Source organism: Ruegeria marisrubri (assembly GCF_001507595.1).
GTDB lineage: Bacteria > Pseudomonadota > Alphaproteobacteria > Rhodobacterales > Rhodobacteraceae > Ruegeria > Ruegeria marisrubri.
This window is the reverse complement of sequence record NZ_LQBQ01000001.1, coordinates 892179-908650: the sequence shown is the minus strand read 5'-3', so window position 1 is coordinate 908650 and position 16472 is coordinate 892179. Positions and strand designations below refer to the sequence as shown.

Genomic DNA, 16472 nt, shown 5'->3' with positions numbered 1-16472 from the left:
CTGGCGGTGTCGAGGCTGACGCCGGTCACCGAGAGCGCGCCGCCGGGTCCGGTGACGGTGATGTCGCCGGCGTCGATGCTGGCGGTGTCGATGGCGATGTTGTCGGCGAAAACCATGGCAATTTCTGTGCTGCTATTGCCGAGGTCAGCGGCACCGATGTCGGGGGCTGAAATATTCTGGACCACAGGAATGATAGTGTCGACGGTGTCGACGTTGAAGGCGGTCAAGTTGGCATTGGCTGCAACGGTATTGCCGCTGGTGTCGGCGACCTCTCCGGCAAGCAACGCGACGGTGTAGGCGCCGTCATCGGCGCTGTCCCAGCTGCCGCCCGGTGCCGCGACCGTATAGGTGGCGGTGCGCGGAGTCCCGTCGTTTGCGGTGTCGAGGCTGACGCCGGTAACTGACAGCGCGCCGCCGGGTCCGGTGACGGTGATGTCGCCGACGTCGATGGTGGCGGTGTCGATGGCCTCGTTGTCGGCGTAGGTGACGGTGACGCCGGTGGTCGTCGTTCCGGCTTGCGCGGGCCCGATGTTGGCGGCTGCAGACGATTGGACGAATGGGCCGTTCGTGTCGGCCCTTTGGATCAGCCCGTTGATGTAATCTTCGATGTTTGAGATTCCGTTGCCGTCAACGTCATCATGGGCATCGAAAACATCTGGATCGGTGCCGACAGCCTCTTCGTGGCTGTCCGGCACACCATCATTGTCCCGATCGCTTGGGGGTGGGGGGTTCGCCACGGTTTCATAACCGCCGACGTCGTCGGGAGAGTCGATGATGTTTCCGGTCCCATCGATCACCGACTGAATGATCCTCGCGTCGATTGACCCCAAAGACGGGAAACGCGCGCCGGCATTCGCAAGCACGTAGTCCATCACCTGTGACGATGGCAGGACTGACACGTTGCTCGGCGCGAAAACCGGACTGTCAGAGATTGTCGATACAGCGTCGCCATCGACATCAGCGATGTTGTCGTCCAGGTAATAGGCCGTGCCGTCGCCCGGTCCTACCAACTGGATGGCGGCAGTGTTTCCCGTGTCCGAGCCGGGAAGGTAGATGTTTCCGATGATGTTGGCCGTGATTTCCGAATGACCTCGGAAACCTCGGTCTCCGTAATTGTAGATCAGGTTGTTGATGAACTCGATTTCCGTGGAGTTGTCCTTGACGGTTGCGTTGCGGAATTCGTTGTGCGCGAAAAGGTTTCGGACGATGGTAACATTCGAGCTTCCGTCGCCAATCAGCACACCCATCGAGTGATCGCCCTTCGGGTGAATCGAGTTCTTCAAGGCTTCGGCAAAGATATTGTTCGAAAGGGTGATGTTTCGCGCACCATACCAAACCGTGACAAGCTCATCGACGGACCAACTGAACGAGTTGCCGTCGACGATCACGTTTTCAACGGTTTGAAGCGGGCCGCCGATGGAAATCCCATCGCGTTGATCGCCCGAGTCACCCTCACCGTCACCGGGGCGGAAATGCATCCCCCGCACGATGACGTCGCTTTCTACAATGCGCAATTTGGCGCCCGTTATGGTGATGCCTTCCGGAGAGGTCTGGCCCGCGATGGTCACGTCCCCATTGACGTAGATCGGTGCGGTCAGGTCGATACGGCCACTGACCTCGAAAACCACGATCCGTGGCCCCGCGAGCTCTTCCAGCGCCCATCTCAGCGTTCCAGGGCCTTCCTCGGCCAGAGACGTGACTTTCACGATCTGACCGCCGCGGCCGCCATCTGCACCGGAGCCGAAACCTTCTGCTCCATCAAACGCCAAATCCGTTTGCAAGAGAGTACCGTCCATCAGTCTCCCTTCACTCGGAACCGCGTCGTTCCGAGAGTTTGAATTGATTTTTGCTTTACTGGGTCTTGGGTCGGCCTAAGAGGGGGACGCCGAAATAATTGGCGGATTATGGCAGATTTTCGAGAGTTTTTCCAGCATAGGGTGCCGCGTCGCAAAACCTCCTGATCCGCGCTGCGTTGGGTGTTGGCCGACGCCCGCATGAAATGATCCATCGCAAAGACATCTTTGAGTCTGAAATGCTGCGCAGAAGTCTTTTGGCGAGATGGATGACCCGAATGGCCATGATTTGAAGCCCGCGCGACGAATTTGTCGCCAAATTGCAGTAGGTTGAATTTGGTCTCGAACGGCCCCGGACCCGAGCCTTCAGGTGGATTGGGGCCGGTTCGAGCACTTGCAGCCAGCTTGGAACGGGCGGGTGGCGCCGATTGGCGGCAACAGCGGAAATTCTCGCCCACTGCTGCGAGTGCCGGTGTGTGACCGCAAGCACCACAGCATCTGCCATGCGCGGAATATCAGCAACAGCCCGCCGATGGCTGCCATGCCACGGGCTATGGTTTTCCGGTGGTGATTCTCCGTGATTCAGCTGCGGTCCCTGCTGAACAAGCTGGATGGCAGCCGTCAGACCGCCGCCGTCACGATGATCTCGACCTTGAGCTCTTCGCGGGCCAGCCGCGCTTCGCCGCAGGCACGCGCCGGAGCGTGACCCTCGGGAACCCACGCATCCCAGACCGCGTTCATCTCGTCGAAGTCCTTCATGTCCGCCAGCCAGACGATGGCCTGCAGGATGTTTTCCCGAGAGGAGCCGGCCTGTTTCAAGAGCGCATCGACGCGCGAAAGGCAATCCTGTGTCTGCTCGGTGACTGTTGCGCCGCTGCCGACCTGGCCGCAGAGATAGACGACGCCGTTGTGTTTCACGATCTTGCTCATGCGCGCCGAAGTTTCGAGCCGTTCGATCATTTTGACCTGTCCTTCGTATTCTGGAGTTTTCTGGCCTGTCCCCCTTAGGCCGGATTTCTAGGGAATGCGAGACCCGCGTGACAACTTGACGGCGCAGGAGGGGCTTGCAGCACCGTTTGGTTGAACCGCCGGGCCTGCTGCGGGGACGGATCCATGCGGATATTGAGAACGCACTTGAGGCCAGATGCTCTGGATGGCACAGGCGAGGTCGGGAAGCTACCATAAGTGCAGTTTTCGACACTGCTGCCACGATTGTGGCCGGGCAGGTGCGGCACCGACAGAAGGAAGGGCGGAAATTGGCGATACTCCTGATCCATACAGGTGGCACGATCGGCATGGTCGCGGCGAAAGACGGGTTCGCGCCCATGGCAGGCGTTGTCGAAGAGTTCGTCGAAAGCCTTGTGGGCGAGCCCGGGATTCCCGAGCGTGTCGATATCATTGCGCTGAAACCCCTGATCGACAGCGCAAACGCCACCCCGGCCGACTGGAACCGCATCGCGGGGGTCATTTACGAAAATCACGACCGCTACGACGGGTTCGTCGTCACGCATGGGACCGACACGATGGCCTATAGCGCTGGCGCCCTCTGCTTTGCGCTGGCCGGATTGTCAAAGCCGGTGGTTCTGACGGGCGCGATGCTGCCCCTGACCGTCAGGGGCAACGATGGCGAGCGCAATCTGATCGACGCGCTGATTGCGGCGACGACGGCGCCAGCCGGGGTCTGGGTTCAGTTCGCGGGCCGGCTTTTGCACGGGGCGCGGGTGCGGAAATCGCATTCCCGGGCGTTCGACGCCTTTGCCGCAGACCCGAGCGACATCCCGCCGCGGCACGTGGCTGCGGAATTCAGGCTGCACGAGGCCGGGGCGCATTCCATCGCGGTGCTGGCGGTGGCTCCGGGTGTGGCGGGCAAGGTGCTGGAAGCCGCGGTCGAGACCTGTGACGGAGTGGTTCTGCGATGTTACGGCTCTGGAACCGTTCCGAATACGGCCGAGCTGCGCCGCGCGCTGGAGATAGCCGAGGTCAGGCAAATCCCGGTCGTCGCCGTCAGCCAGTGCCCCGAGGGCGGGCTGGCGTTCGGAACCTATGCCTCGGCTGCGATCCTGCGTGAACATGGCGTGATCGACGGGCGCGACATGACCGTCGAGGCGGCCTATGCCAAGCTGGCCTATGCGCTGGCCATGCACGAAGGCGCCGAGGAAAGGCGCGCGTGGCTTGGCAGATCCGTCTGCGGAGAAATCGGCAAGAGGGACGCCTGACGTCCCTCATACTTGGTGCCGTACAGTCAGGCCGCGTGCTTGTTGGCCAGAAGGCACAGCAGTTCCAGAACGATCTGCGACCCGGCAACCGCCGTTGCGCCCGACGTGTCATAGGGGGGCGAGACCTCGACCACGTCGCCGCCGATGATGTTGATCCCGGCAATGTCGCGCAGGATGATCGCGACCTGACCCGAGGTCAGTCCTCCGAAAACCGGGGTGCCGGTGCCCGGCGCGAAAGCCGGGTCCAGCCCGTCGATGTCGAAGGTGATGTAGGTCGGGGTATCTCCGACGATCTCCTTGATCCGTTTCGCGGTCGCGACTGGCCCGTGTTCATGTACGAACCGCGCATCCAGCGTGTTCACGCCCAGAGGGTCGGGGTTGGTGGTGCGGATGCCCACCTGAACCGAGCTTGCGGGCTGCACATAGCCGCGCTTGACCGCGTGATACATGAAGGTGCCGTGGTCGATCCGGTCGGGGTCGTCATCGGCCCAGGTGTCGGAATGGGCGTCGAACTGGATGAAGGAAACCGGGCCATGTTTCTCGGCATGCGCCTTGAGGATCGGCAGGGTGATGAAGTGATCACCGCCCATGATGACCGAGGCGGCGCCGGCCTCGAGAATGGTGCGGACGTGATGCTCGATGGCAGCGGGGACCTCATGGATCTTGCCGTGATCGAAGGGGCAGTCGCCATAGTCGACGATCGACAATGCCTCGAACGGGTTCACGGGCCAGCCATAGGGGGCGTCCCATGCCAGCATGGCCGACATCTCGCGGATCTGGCGCGGGCCAAAGCGCGAACCGCTGCGATGGGTGACTGAGCAATCGAAGGGCACGCCCGAGATCGCCACGTCCACGCCGGTCAGGTCCTTGGTGTATTTGCAGCGGGCAAAGCTGGTGACGCCGGCATAACTGACCTCTCCCATCATGCCGCGAATTTCCTCGCGGGTGATGGCGACGTCATTCTGTGGCAGGTCTTTGATGCTCATGTCTCGGGTATCCTTCTGAGGGCGGCTGTCAGTCCATCGCGCCGAGAATACGCGACAGGTTGCTGAATTTCGCAATCAGGCTGAAGACCAGCACGTTGATGACGAGGAAAACAACCGCGATCGAGGCGATCACCGGCGTATAGCCGTAGCGCAGCGCGTTGAAGATCTTGATCGGCAGGGTTTCTACGGTGAAGCCCACGGTCATCAGGGCGATGATGTATTCGTTCAGGCTCAGCACGAAGCAGAAGGCGAAACCGGCAAAGGCAAAGGGCGCGGCGATCGGCAGGATCACGGTGCGGAACACCGTTGCGTTGTCGGCGCCCATGGTCTGGCTGGCCTCAATCAGCGACATGTCAACGCTTTCCAGCCCAAGCGATACGGTGACCAGTGGCAGCGCCAGCAGAAAGATCGCGTGGGCGATGATGACGTTGATGGTCCAGCCGTGCATGCCGACATTGGCGAAGAACAGCAGGAAGGCCAGCGCCATGATGACCGGTGGCAGGATGAACGGGGCGATGCCCAACGAGAACAGCGCCTTGGCATAGCGCAGCCCGTGCCGCCATGCCATGTAAGAGACGGGTATCGCGACCAGCACCGCCAGAAAGGCCGAGCAGGCGGCGATCAGCAGGGAGTTCATCAGCGCCGCGAACCAGTCGTTTGCGACGAAGATCTCGGCGTACCAGCGGAACGAGAAGCCGCGCGGCGGAAAGGCCAGGAACTTCTTGGCGTTGAACGACACGGCCGTGATTACAAGGATCGGGCCGACGAGGTAGATGGCAAACAGGGCCAGGTAGGAATTGCGCAGGAGCTTCATCACTTCTCTCCTCCGGAAAAGCGCATCACCAAGCCGATCACGCTGGCGCTGAGGATCAGCAGCACCACCGCCAGCGCCGAGGCGAAGGGCAGGTTGAAGTTGAAGATCGCCTGGTCGGTGATCAGAACGGACAGCGTCCAGTGCTCGGGGCTGCCCAGAACCTGCGGCACGATGATGGCGCCCAGTGTCAGCACGAAGATCGTCACGCTGCTGGAAACGATGGCCGAGCGGTTGACCGGGATCACGATGGTGAAAAAGCTGCGCAGGGGTGAGGTGCCCAGTGTCCGCGCGGCCTCGATCAGGCTGCGATCCATGCGGCTGAGCGCGGGGTAGAGCAGCAGCACCGCGAAGGGCACCGCCAGATAGACCAGCGCCGCAATCACCGCGCCGGCCGAGGGGGCCATGGCAAAGGACTTCTCGGCGATGCCGACCCATTCAAGGATGTTGCCCAGCCCGGCGGTGCGCGACAGCAGGATCTGCCAGCTGAAGGCGATCAGCACTTCGGACAGCGACAGTTGCGCGAGAATGTAGATCAGCCAGATCTTCTTGGCGCGGTCCGAGAAGGTGGTCAGCATATAGGTGAAGGGAAAGGCGATCAGCAGGCTGAGCACCGCGATCAGCGCGCACATGCCGGCCGAGAACAGCGCGCGCTGGATGTAGAACCAACTGAGGAACCGCTCGAAATGCGACAGGTCGAAGCCATAGGCCATGTCGCCTTCGGGGGTCAGGGTGGCGACGCTGGCCAGCAGGATCAGGACGAAGGGGATCAGGAAAAATACACCGATCATCACCGATGACGGTATCAGGGGCAGGGCCTGTGAGAGGGCTTTGCGGGTCATGGCGGTCACGTCACGCGGCAAGAACGCTGCAGGCGGCAGGCGGCATTTCGACAAAGACCTTCGTGCCGACATGCACGTCAGGGTCGTCTTTTGGGGTGAGCACCGAGATCACCTCGTATCCGTTGCAGTCCACCAGGATCTCGATGGTCGCGCCTATGTCGCGCACGAAGGTCACGGTGCCTTCGATGGCGTTCTCGGGCCGTGTCTCGGAGGCCTTGTGCACGAAGATCTCTTCGGGCCGGGTCATCAGCAGAACCTGCTCGCCATTGGCAAAACTGCCGTTGGCGGCTGAGTATTTCACGTCGGTCGCGCCGAAGCCCACCGCGCCGTTGCCCGAGAATGTTGCGGGCAGCAGGTTGGAAGTACCGATGAAACCGGCAACGAACTTGTCGACGGGGGACTTGTAGATATCCAGCGGCTTGCCACTTTGCAGAACCTTGGCCTTGCCCATGACCACGATGTTGTCGGCCATGGTCATCGCCTCGGTCTGGTCATGGGTGACGACGACGGTGGTGATGCCAAGCTCTTGCTGCAGCTTGCGCAGCTCGATCTGCATGGCTTCGCGCAGGTTGGCGTCCAGCGCGCTCATCGGTTCGTCGAGCAGGAAGATCTCGGGGTTCAGCGCGAGGGCGCGGGCGATTGCCACACGCTGACGCTGACCGCCGGACAGTTGCGAGATGCGGCGATCCTCGATCCCCGGCAGGTGGATCATGTCGAGCAACTCGCGCACCCGGTCCTCGCGCTCAGCGCGGGAATGGCCACGGATCTTCATGGAATAGGCGATGTTCTCGCCCACGCTCAGGTGCGGAAACAGGGCAAAGGACTGGAACACCATGCCGATATTGCGTTTGTGAACCGGAACGTGGGTCAGGTCGCGGCCTTCGAAATGGATGGTGCCGCTGGTCGGCTCTTCGAGGCCCGCAATCATCCGCAGCAAGGTGGTCTTGCCGCAGCCCGAGGGGCCGAGGAAACAGATCATCTCGCCCTTGTTGAACCGCAGGTTGACGTCGTTGACGGCAGTCACCGCGCCGTAGTGCTTGCTTACATTGCTGATTTCGAGGCCGCTCATGGCATGGGTCTCCGGGTGGTATTGCGGGTACGCCCGCCCCCGAAATCAAACGGGGACGGGCGTGTAGAGAGGGATGGCTCAGCCGCCGATCATCTGGTTCCAGCGGTCAGAGATCCATTCCCCGTGTTCCTTGTAGATGTGGTATTGCGGGAGGATCGGTGCCTGGCTGCTGCTGACGGCGGCCAGTTCCTCGGCGGTCAGGTCGGTCAGGGCCGGGTCGATCACCGGCGCGGTGCCGACATTGCGCGACAGGCTGGCCTGAATCTCGGGCTGGCAGATGTAGTTGATGAACTCATGCGCCTCGTCGACCGGCTCGGCGTGTTCCGGCACGATCCAGTAGCCCGAGTCGAGCACGCCGCCCTCTTTCGGGAAGGTTGAACGCACCGGGAAGCCTTCGGCCGCGGCCAGCCCGGCCACGTCGTGGTAGTACTGGCCCATCGGGATCTCGCCGTCCTGAAGTGCCTGCTGGAAGGCGCCCTCGTCGCGGTACCAGAGGCGGACGTTTGGAACCAGTTCCTCGAGCTTGGCAAAAACCTTTTCGATGCCCTCGCGGGTCTGCAGGATGTCGGGGCCGCCGAAATGGGTCGCTGCGGTGATTTCCAGCAGGTACGAGTTCGAGGGCAGGGCCAGCAGGCCGATCAGGTCCTTGTTGGCCGGATCCCACAGCGCGTTCCAGCTTTGCGGCTCGTCCGCGATCTCGTCTGTGTTGGTGCACAGCGTGATGTACCAGGACACCGCGCCGGCCGCATAGAGCGAGCCGTCGTCGTAACGCTCGATGAAGTGTTCGGGCAGGTTGGCGAGATTCGGGATCTTGCTGTCATCCAGACGCCTGAACAGCTGCTGATCGGCCCCGCGCTTGCGCGGAACGCCGGCCATCAGCGACACGTCGGTCGGGGCGCTCTTGGCGCGGGCGGCGTTCTTGATCTGCACCAGCCATGCCTCGCCGGTCGGCACCGCGATCGACTGCACCTCGATGCCGGTCGCGGCGGTGAAGTCGGGGTAGATGAATTCCTTGAAGCTGTCCTCGAAGAACCCGCCATAGGTGCCGACGCGGAGCGTCCGCGATGCGGCGCGGGAAATCGACGGGGCGGCGAGAGTGGCGGCGCCGGCGGCGGCGACCGTGCCCAGGAAATGGCGGCGGGTGAGTGAAGTGGTCATGGGGTCCTCCTTGTTGGTGGCTTATGCGGTCTGGCTCTTGGGCAGAACGCAGAGCATCTCGTAGAGCAGATTGGCGCCGATCAGCGCCGTGTTGCCGCTGGGGTCATAGGGGGGCGAGACCTCGACCAGATCGCCGCCGACGATGTTCAGGCCGGCGCAGCCGCGCACGATCTCGAGCGCCTGAATGGTGGTCAGGCCGCCCATCTCGACGGTGCCGGTGCCGGGCGCATAGGCCGGGTCCAGGCTGTCGATGTCGTAGGTCAGATAGACAGGCGCGTCGCCGATCTGCCTGCGGATGTCCTCCATCAGCGGGGCCAGCGACTTGTGCCAGCATTCTTCGGCCGGGATTACGGTGAAGCCCTGTTCGCGGCCCCAGTCGAAGTCGCCGGGCGCATAGCCGGTGCCGCGCAGGCCGATCTGGAACACCTTGTCGTTGATCAGCAGCCCGTCCTCGACGGCGCGGCGGAACGGGGTGCCATGCGCGATCTTCTCGCCGAACATCTCGTCATTGGTATCGGCATGGGCATCGACATGGATCAGGGCGACCGGGCCGTGCCTGTCGGCGATGGCGCGCAGAACCGGATAGGTCAGGGTGTGGTCGCCGCCCAGCGTCAGGGGCACGACGTCGTTCGTCAGAATGTCCTTGTAGCCGGCGGTGATGATATCGACGGTCTTTTTCAGGTCGAAGGTGTTGATCGCGATGTCGCGGATATCGGCAACCTGCATGTTGGCAAAGGGGGCTGCGCCGGTGGCCATGTTGAACGGGCGCAGCATACAGCTTTCGGCGCGGATCGCGCGCGGCCCGTGGCGGGTGCCGGCCCGGTTGGATGCGCCGATATCCATCGGAATGCCCACGAAACAGGCGTCCAGCCCTTCGGCCGTCTTCTGCGACGGCAGCCGCATCATGGTGGCGTCCCCGCCGAAACGCGGCATGGCGTTGCCGCCAAGAGGTTGATTGAACGGGGGTGTGGGCTTGTCGCGCATCCGGAGACCCTTTTCTGACAAGGCAGGTTGGCAGGTTCCGAAAACGCTAGTGCACGATGGCAGGGCCCATAAATATCAGGGCGTCAACGAATGCATTTGTCTGGGCAAATGTATCAGCCGGAATATTGCTGGCGCAGAGCATCGCAAAAGAATGCGATGACCTTTTGCTTGTGCCCCGATCTGGTGACCATTTGAATCTTCGACGTGAAATCGTCGTTGGTCATGGGCAGGCGGCGCAGCCGCCCGGATGCCTCGTAAATGGCGGCGTGGTGAACCGGCAGCAGCCCCAGATAACTGCCGCTGAGGATGAGGATCAACTGCGCCTCGATATGATGCGCGATCCGGTCTGCATCGACTTGCATAAAGGTTTTCTGGCGCTGGCGGCTCCAATAACCGCGATGCACCCAAGGGTGTGCGTAGGCGATTTCCTGGGTGATCTCCTCGTCCGGGAGTTCGAACAGAGGGTGCGCCTTGCCGCAAAAAAGCGCATGATGTTCTTCGTAGAGGTCTTCGTATTCCAGCCCGTTGATCCGGTTGTCGAAGCCGCCGAGCGCAACGTGATACTCGCCGCTGGCAACGCCGCTCAGGATGTTTTGCGGCCGTTCAACACTCAGTTCCAGCCGGATGGCGGGGGCGGTTTCGGCCAGCCTGTTGATCGCCTCGGGCAGCTTCATGTTCTGGTCGGTGGCAACGCAATCCACCACCGCCACTTTCAGCCGCCCGACCAGATTGCTCTTGAGCGCGGCCAGTTCGCTAGAGTGTGCGTCCAGCGTTTCCAGCAGGTCCTGGCTGATCTGATGCACCATCCGGCCCTTTTCGGTCAGCAGAAAGCCGCGCCGCCCACGCTGGCACAGCTTTACCCCCAGCCGCTTTTCGAGCGCGGTGATATGGTTGGAAATCGTCGGCTGGCTGAGTCCCAGCTCCGCCTGCGCGGCGGAAAAGCCGTTGTTTCGCACGACACTATCGAAAACGGTCAGCAGGTGGATGTCAGAGCCCGAGATCTTCATGGATGCATTGAAATCACCAAATGTATCGTATTGCAAAGCGTTATTTTAGGCGGCGCGATTATCCCTAGCCTGGGTCAGCAGACGATCCGTGCCATGCCGCGCCTCCTGTGTTGAGCGTGGGCGGGTGCAGGTGAACAGGCAACAACCGGCGACAACTTGCGCCGGAAAGAAACAAGGGAAACAACCTGATGTCCTCCGTTATCGCACTTTCCAAAGACGGCCTGAGCAATGGCCCGCTCGAAGCCTGCTCGGTCGTCCCGGCCGAGGCGGTTCTCTCGGGCAAGGCCGAGGAAACCGGCGCGCTGCACTATGAGACCGAGAACGGCAAGTTCCTGGTCGGCACCTGGGAATGCACGCCCTATGCCGAAACGCTCAGCTATCCCGACACGAACGAGTTCTGCCTGGTCCTGTCGGGCAAGGTCGCGCTGACCGATCCCGATGGCACGGTGCATGAATTCGGCCCCGGCGACAGCTATATTGTGCCCAAGGGGTTCGAAGGCCGTTTCGAGGTGCTCGAGACCCTGCGCAAGATCTACGTGATCTACAACGACTGACGACGCGAACTCCCCGGCCGCTGTGGCGCACCCGCAAGGCGGCCGATCCTGGCCCGGCGCAGACCGACTTTTCCGTTCTGCCGCCGGGCGACAAAAGACGACTACGGCACGAGACCGAAGAGATGACAGAGCTCAGCAAAACCGCACTACGGGACGTGACCCTGTTTCCTTTCTGGCTGGACGGCAATGGCGAGGTTCCCGCGATCGAGCCGCAACTGATCGGCCGCACCGATGCCGATCTGCTGATTGTCGGCGGCGGATTCACCGGCCTTTGGGCGGCGATTCAGGCCAAGGAGGCCGATCCCGGTCTCGACGTCGTGCTGATCGAGGCGGAAAAGGTTGCCTATGGCGCCTCGGGCCGGCCTGGTGGCATCGTCTCGACCTCGGTCATGCACGGGCTGCACAATGCGGTGCGGGTTTTCCCGAACGATCTGGAGCGGCTGGAGCAGTTGGGCCATGCCAACATGCGGGGCTTTCTCGACACGCTGCAGCGCCACAAGATCGACTGCGACGCCGAATGGAATGGCGAGTTGACCGTGGCCGTCAGCGAGGACCACATCGACGTGGTGCGCGAGGAATACGAGTTGCACGAGGTCCATGGCCACGACGTCGAACTGCTGGATCGTGAAGCGACCCGCAAGCAACTGAATTCCCCTTTGTTCCATGGCGCGCTCTGGTCGAAAAAGAACAGCGGCACGGTGCATCCGGCGAAACTGGCCTGGGGGCTGAAGCACGCGGCGCTGTCGCTGGGTGTGCGGCTGTACGAACAATGCCCGATGAAGCGGATCGAGGACGAAGGCAGTCACCTGCGCGTCGTCACCCGCGACGGCGAGGTGCATACACCCAAGGTGCTGCTCTGCACCAACGCCTTTGCGGCAGGGCACAAGAAGATCCGCAGCCGTGTCGCCATGGTCCGCGACCGGGTACTGATGACCGAACCACTGAGCGACGAGCAGATGGCGCGGATCGGCTGGGCCAGCCGGCAGGGCGTCTATGACACCCGCACACAGCTCAACTACATGCGCCTGACCAAGGACAACAGGATTCTGTTCGGCGGCCGGCTGGGCTATTTCATGAACAGCCCGCGCGACCCTGAACTCGACCGCACCCCCGAGCCCTACGAGAACCTTGCGGACGCCTTTTTCCGCACCTTCCCGCAGCTTGATGACCTGCGGTTCAGCCACGCCTGGAGCGGGCCGATTGGCCTGACCACGCGGATGGCGGTGCATTTCCAGACCTATTTCGGAGGCAAGGCGGTCTATGCCGGGGGGTATTCCGGCTTCGGCGTCTCGACCAGCCGGTTCGGCGCCGAGTTCGGTCTGGCCAAGCTGTTCGGCAGCGACAGGCCCGAGCTCGAGATGGAGTTCGCAAGGACCATGCCGAACTGGATCCCGCCCGAGCCATTCCGCCATATCGGCGCACAGATCACCATGTATGCGATGGATACCGCCGACAAGAAAGGCGGCTGGCGGAACCTCTGGCTGAAGGGCGTCACCAAGCTGGGCTTTCCGCTGGTCTGAGACGGCTTCGTTCAATTCACCACTTTGTGCCGCGCCCCAAGGGGGCGGCCCAAACAACTACGGAGACCCGGCCGTGAACTTGCTGGACCGAAAGACAGGCATATTTGTGAACGGCGAATGGCGTTCGGACGAGGGCGCGGCGCTGCTGGATGTGCATGACCCGTCGACCAACGCGCGTTTTGCGGCGGTTCCGGCAGGAAACGCGCAGGATGTAGCGGATGCCTCTGCTGCCGCTGCATCGGCCTTTGCAGCATGGAAAGACACCGACAGCGCTACCCGCGCCGAATTCCTGCGTGGCTTTGCCCGTGGTCTCAAAGCCCGGCAAGATGCGCTGGTCGCGCTTCAGATGCGCAACAACGGCAAGCCGCGCGTCGAGGCCGAGATCGATGTCGGCGACGCGATTGCCACCTTCGACTATTATGCCAGCCTCGCCGATACGCTCGATGCCAGACAGAATGCGCGGGTGGACCACGCAGGCGGCGAGCATTTCGGGTTGGTGCGGCACGAGCCGGTCGGGCCGGTCGGGCTGATCGTTCCGTGGAACTTTCCGCTGGTGACCAGCGCATGGAAGATCGCGCCCGCACTGGCGGCGGGATGCACGGCGGTGATGAAGACCTCGGAAATGACGCCGCTGATCGAACTGGTCTATGCCGATATTGCCGAAGAGATCGGGTTGCCAGCCGGCGTTCTGAACATCGTGACCGGCGGGGCAGAGGTCGGCATTGCCCTGACCTCGGCGCCCGAGCTGCGCAAGATTTCCTTTACCGGATCGAACATGATCGGCGCCAAGGTGATGGCTGCGGTGGCACCGCGTTGCCTGCCTGTCGCGCTGGAACTGGGGGGCAAATCGCCGATCATCGTGACGGCGGATGCGGATATCGAACAGGCGGTCGAATGCATCATTGGCGGGATTTACTTCAATTGCGGCCAGATCTGCTCGGCCACCTCGCGGCTGATCGTGGATCGGTCGATCGAGCCTGCCTTGATCGAGGCTGTTGTCGAGAGGACGCGCGGCATCAAAGTCGGTTCGCCCTTTGACGAGGGCGCCGAGATGGGGCCGATCACGACCCGCGCGCAATACCACAAGGTCCTCGACTACCTGGCAAAGGCCAAGGTGGATGGACTGGACTGCGTTGCCGGGGGCGGCGGATTGGACCTTGGGTCCGGGAACTTCATCCAGCCCACAATTTACCGGAACGTGCCCCACGATCACGCGATCTGGCGCGAAGAAATCTTTGGCCCGGTGCTGGCGACAACGACCTTCGGGACGGTTGAAGAGGCCATAGCGATCGCAAATGACACCGGTTATGGCCTTGTCGGATCGGTGGTGTCCGATGACTGGGACCGCGGCAAGGCTATCGCCGACCGGATCGAGGCCGGCCAGATCTGGATCAACACGCCCCAGATCGTATACCCGGACTCCGCCTGGGGCGGCTTCAAGGCCAGCGGTATCGGCCGCGAATTGGGGCCTTGGGGCCTGTCCGGGTACCAGGGCGTGAAACACATCCTGTCTCCGGCCTGAAGCAGCGCTCCGGTCAGAATGTCGGCGGCGTGCAGGCGCTGACGATGACGCATTTCTCGGGGCCGACCTGACGGAACCGGTGCGGCGTGCGGCTGTCGAAGTAATAGGCGTCACCCGGTCCGAGAATCTTTCGCTGGTCGCCCACCGTTACCTCGATCCGGCCCGAGATCACGATGCCGCCTTCCTCGGCCTCGTGTCCATACATGACGCGGCCGGTGTCCGCGTTCACCTCGTAGGTTTCCATCAGGATCATCATCGCCCGGCCGAAAAGGTTGGTGCCGACCTGTTTCAGCGAAACCCCGCCCTTGCCGATCTCGGTCAGATCCTCTGCCGCGTAGAACACGGTTTTCTCCGGCTCCGGCTCGAAGGCAAAGAACTCGGACAGGCTGACCGGTATGCCATCCAGAATCCGCCGTAACGCGCCTACCGAGGGGTTCGTCTTGCCGGATTCGATCAGCGAAATCGTGGAATTGGTCACGTTGGCGCGCTTTGCAAGAGCACGCTGCGACAGCCCAGCCCGTTCGCGCAAGGCGCGCAGCCGCAATCCCAGTTCCAGATCCTCGTCAAGAGTGTTCGCCATGTTCGATATCCTCAACGTTGGGTGAACCAAAATAAACAAAACAATGAGTTATGCCAATCAAGAAACAGACTTTTAAGCGATACCCCAACCCTCTACTGTTCGCGGATCAAGAAACAAGGGCCGCCGGCCCGACATTCGCGAAAGGAAATGTCATGTCCAACGCACAGATTGCAGAACGCCGCGAGGCGGCCATTTCCCGGGGTGTCGGGATGCAGACCCAGATTTATGTGGAGCGCGCCAAGAACGCCGAGGTCTGGGACGTTGAAGGGCGCCGCTATATCGACTTTGCCGCCGGGATCGCTGTCGTGAATACCGGCCACTGCCACCCCAAGGTGATGGACGCGGTGCAGCGCCAGATGGCGAATTTCACCCATACCTGCCACCAGGTTCTGCCTTACGAGAACTATGTCCGCCTCGCCGAGCGGCTGAACGAGAAGGTTCCGGGCGATTTCGAGAAAAAGACCATCTTCGTCACCACCGGTGCCGAAGCCGTCGAGAACGCCATCAAGGTCGCCCGTGCAGCGACCGGTCGTCCGGCCGTCATCGCATTTGGCGGCGGATTCCATGGCCGCACCTTCATGGGCATGTCGCTGACCGGCAAGGTCGCGCCCTACAAGAAGGGCTTTGGCGCGATGATGCCGGACGTGTTCCACGTTCCGTTCCCGGTCGAGCTGCATGGCACCAATGCCGCCGATGCGCTGGGGGCGATCGAAAAGCTGTTCAAGGCCGATCTGGACCCCGAGCGCGTTGCCGCCATCATCATCGAGCCTGTTCAGGGCGAGGGCGGGTTCTATCCGGCTCCGGCCGAACTGATGCGTGGGCTGCGCGCGCTGTGCGATCAGCACGGCATCCTGATGATCGCCGACGAAGTACAGACAGGTTTTGCCCGCACCGGCCACCTGTTCGCGATGGAAGGCTATGACGTGGCCGCGGACATCACCACAATGGCCAAGGGCCTGGCGGGCGGTCTGCCTCTGGCGGCCGTGACCGGACGCGCCGACGTCATGGACGCGGCCCAGCCCGGAGGTCTGGGTGGCACCTATGGCGGCAACCCCTTGGGTATCGCGGCCGCGCACGCGGTGATGGACGTGATCGAAGAGGAAGACCTCTGCGCCCGCGCCAACGAACTGGGCGCGCGGCTCAAGCAGCGGCTTGCCGCGATTGCCGAGCGCACGCCGGAACTGGTGGACATCCGCGGCCCGGGCTTCATGGTGGCGGCCGAGTTCAACACCGCCGATGGCAGCGCCCCGAACCCCGACATGGCCAATGCCATCCGTGCCGAGGCGCTCGAGCGCGGTCTCGTTCTGCTGACCTGCGGAGTCTATGGCAACGTCATTCGTTTCCTTGCGCCGCTGACCATCCCGGACGAGATCTTTGCCGAGGCGATGGACATTCTCGAGGCATCGGTGGACGCGGTGAAAGGGGGCTGA

General features: G+C 62.4%; 15 protein-coding genes. 5 read left to right on the top strand and 10 right to left on the bottom strand.

The annotated features are described in order from the left end of the window. Together AVO45_RS04315 and AVO45_RS04310 are read right to left on the bottom strand one after the other, a co-directional pair. Nucleotides 1-1796: pectate lyase family protein (locus AVO45_RS04315; protein ID WP_068344640.1), on the bottom strand; the 1796-nt coding region annotated here is incomplete at its 3' end. Between the two features lie 618 nt (nucleotides 1797-2414). Beyond that, on the bottom strand, nucleotides 2415-2753 hold the full coding sequence (locus tag AVO45_RS04310) for a RidA family protein (RefSeq protein WP_068344639.1): 339 nt from the start codon (nucleotides 2751-2753) through the stop codon (nucleotides 2415-2417). A 296-nt stretch (nucleotides 2754-3049) separates the two neighbouring features. Here AVO45_RS04310 and AVO45_RS04305 point away from each other — a divergent pair, with 296 nt between their 5' ends. Then, the gene (locus AVO45_RS04305) at nucleotides 3050-4009 is read left to right on the top strand and encodes an asparaginase (RefSeq protein WP_068344638.1); all 960 of its coding nucleotides are present in this window, start codon (nucleotides 3050-3052) and stop codon (nucleotides 4007-4009) included. A 26-nt stretch (nucleotides 4010-4035) separates the two neighbouring features. Here the strand turns inward: AVO45_RS04305 and speB (AVO45_RS04300) are convergent, their stop codons facing one another. The 7 genes from speB (AVO45_RS04300) to AVO45_RS04270 all read right to left on the bottom strand — a co-directional run bounded on the left by speB (AVO45_RS04300) (nucleotide 4036) and on the right by AVO45_RS04270 (nucleotide 10866). Next, a complete protein-coding gene (gene speB, locus AVO45_RS04300) occupies nucleotides 4036-4995 on the bottom strand; it encodes an agmatinase (RefSeq protein ID WP_068344637.1) in 960 nt (319 codons plus the stop codon). Nucleotides 4996-5023: 28 nt separating this feature from the next. Next, on the bottom strand, nucleotides 5024-5809 hold the full coding sequence (locus AVO45_RS04295; protein ID WP_068344636.1) for an ABC transporter permease: 786 nt from the start codon (nucleotides 5807-5809) through the stop codon (nucleotides 5024-5026). Then, a complete protein-coding gene (locus AVO45_RS04290) occupies nucleotides 5809-6648 on the bottom strand; it encodes an ABC transporter permease (RefSeq protein WP_157770093.1) in 840 nt (279 codons plus the stop codon). The genes AVO45_RS04295 and AVO45_RS04290 overlap by 1 nt, the downstream gene beginning before the upstream one ends. Before the next feature lie 10 nt (nucleotides 6649-6658). Continuing rightward, nucleotides 6659-7717, bottom strand: coding sequence for an ABC transporter ATP-binding protein (locus AVO45_RS04285; RefSeq protein WP_068344634.1), 1059 nt, complete (start codon nucleotides 7715-7717; stop codon nucleotides 6659-6661). Nucleotides 7718-7795: 78 nt separating this feature from the next. Beyond that, a complete protein-coding gene (locus AVO45_RS04280; RefSeq protein ID WP_068344633.1) occupies nucleotides 7796-8875 on the bottom strand; it encodes an ABC transporter substrate-binding protein in 1080 nt (359 codons plus the stop codon). 21 nt (nucleotides 8876-8896) lie between these two features. Next, nucleotides 8897-9859, bottom strand: a complete 963-nt coding sequence (gene speB / locus AVO45_RS04275; RefSeq protein WP_068344632.1) for an agmatinase — start codon at nucleotides 9857-9859, stop codon at nucleotides 8897-8899. Nucleotides 9860-9972: 113 nt separating this feature from the next. Beyond that, nucleotides 9973-10866: a LysR family transcriptional regulator gene (locus tag AVO45_RS04270; RefSeq protein ID WP_068344631.1), complete on the bottom strand. Its 894-nt coding sequence runs from the start codon at nucleotides 10864-10866 to the stop codon at nucleotides 9973-9975. 188 nt (nucleotides 10867-11054) lie between these two features. Here AVO45_RS04270 and AVO45_RS04265 point away from each other — a divergent pair, with 188 nt between their 5' ends. The 3 genes from AVO45_RS04265 to AVO45_RS04255 all read left to right on the top strand — a co-directional run bounded on the left by AVO45_RS04265 (nucleotide 11055) and on the right by AVO45_RS04255 (nucleotide 14462). Further along, complete coding sequence (locus tag AVO45_RS04265) at nucleotides 11055-11420, top strand: cupin domain-containing protein (RefSeq protein WP_068344630.1); 366 nt, start codon at nucleotides 11055-11057, stop codon at nucleotides 11418-11420. 122 nt (nucleotides 11421-11542) lie between these two features. Continuing rightward, complete coding sequence (locus AVO45_RS04260; RefSeq protein WP_068344629.1) at nucleotides 11543-12940, top strand: NAD(P)/FAD-dependent oxidoreductase; 1398 nt, start codon at nucleotides 11543-11545, stop codon at nucleotides 12938-12940. Nucleotides 12941-13013: 73 nt separating this feature from the next. Then, nucleotides 13014-14462 carry an aldehyde dehydrogenase family protein gene (locus AVO45_RS04255; protein WP_205627843.1) on the top strand — a complete coding sequence of 483 codons (1449 nt, stop codon included), beginning with the start codon at nucleotides 13014-13016 and terminating at the stop codon, nucleotides 14460-14462. Nucleotides 14463-14475: 13 nt separating this feature from the next. Here AVO45_RS04255 and AVO45_RS04250 read toward each other — a convergent pair whose 3' ends face one another. After that, nucleotides 14476-15042 (bottom strand): cupin domain-containing protein, encoded by a 567-nt coding sequence (locus AVO45_RS04250; RefSeq protein ID WP_068344628.1) that lies wholly within the window; start codon nucleotides 15040-15042, stop codon nucleotides 14476-14478. A gap of 152 nt (nucleotides 15043-15194) precedes the next feature. Between AVO45_RS04250 and AVO45_RS04245 the strand changes: the two genes are divergently transcribed. Beyond that, on the top strand, nucleotides 15195-16472 hold the full coding sequence (locus tag AVO45_RS04245) for a 4-aminobutyrate--2-oxoglutarate transaminase (RefSeq protein ID WP_068344627.1): 1278 nt from the start codon (nucleotides 15195-15197) through the stop codon (nucleotides 16470-16472).

What these genes read in the sequence shown, in the direction of transcription:
- AVO45_RS04250 (WP_068344628.1), bottom strand. Translation starts at nt 15,042, where the DNA reads ATGGCGAACACTCTTGACGAGGATCTGGAACTGGGATTGCGGCTGCGC.
- speB (WP_068344637.1), bottom strand. Translation starts at nt 4,995, where the DNA reads ATGAGCATCAAAGACCTGCCACAGAATGACGTCGCCATCACCCGCGAG.
- AVO45_RS04270 (WP_068344631.1), bottom strand. Translation starts at nt 10,866, where the DNA reads ATGAAGATCTCGGGCTCTGACATCCACCTGCTGACCGTTTTCGATAGT.
- speB (WP_068344632.1), bottom strand. Translation starts at nt 9,859, where the DNA reads ATGCGCGACAAGCCCACACCCCCGTTCAATCAACCTCTTGGCGGCAAC.
- AVO45_RS04290 (WP_157770093.1), bottom strand. Translation starts at nt 6,648, where the DNA reads ATGACCCGCAAAGCCCTCTCACAGGCCCTGCCCCTGATACCGTCATCG.
- AVO45_RS04245 (WP_068344627.1), top strand. Translation starts at nt 15,195, where the DNA reads ATGTCCAACGCACAGATTGCAGAACGCCGCGAGGCGGCCATTTCCCGG.
- AVO45_RS04295 (WP_068344636.1), bottom strand. Translation starts at nt 5,809, where the DNA reads ATGAAGCTCCTGCGCAATTCCTACCTGGCCCTGTTTGCCATCTACCTC.
- AVO45_RS04310 (WP_068344639.1), bottom strand. Translation starts at nt 2,753, where the DNA reads ATGATCGAACGGCTCGAAACTTCGGCGCGCATGAGCAAGATCGTGAAA.
- AVO45_RS04265 (WP_068344630.1), top strand. Translation starts at nt 11,055, where the DNA reads ATGTCCTCCGTTATCGCACTTTCCAAAGACGGCCTGAGCAATGGCCCG.
- AVO45_RS04280 (WP_068344633.1), bottom strand. Translation starts at nt 8,875, where the DNA reads ATGACCACTTCACTCACCCGCCGCCATTTCCTGGGCACGGTCGCCGCC.
- AVO45_RS04285 (WP_068344634.1), bottom strand. Translation starts at nt 7,717, where the DNA reads ATGAGCGGCCTCGAAATCAGCAATGTAAGCAAGCACTACGGCGCGGTG.
- AVO45_RS04260 (WP_068344629.1), top strand. Translation starts at nt 11,543, where the DNA reads ATGACAGAGCTCAGCAAAACCGCACTACGGGACGTGACCCTGTTTCCT.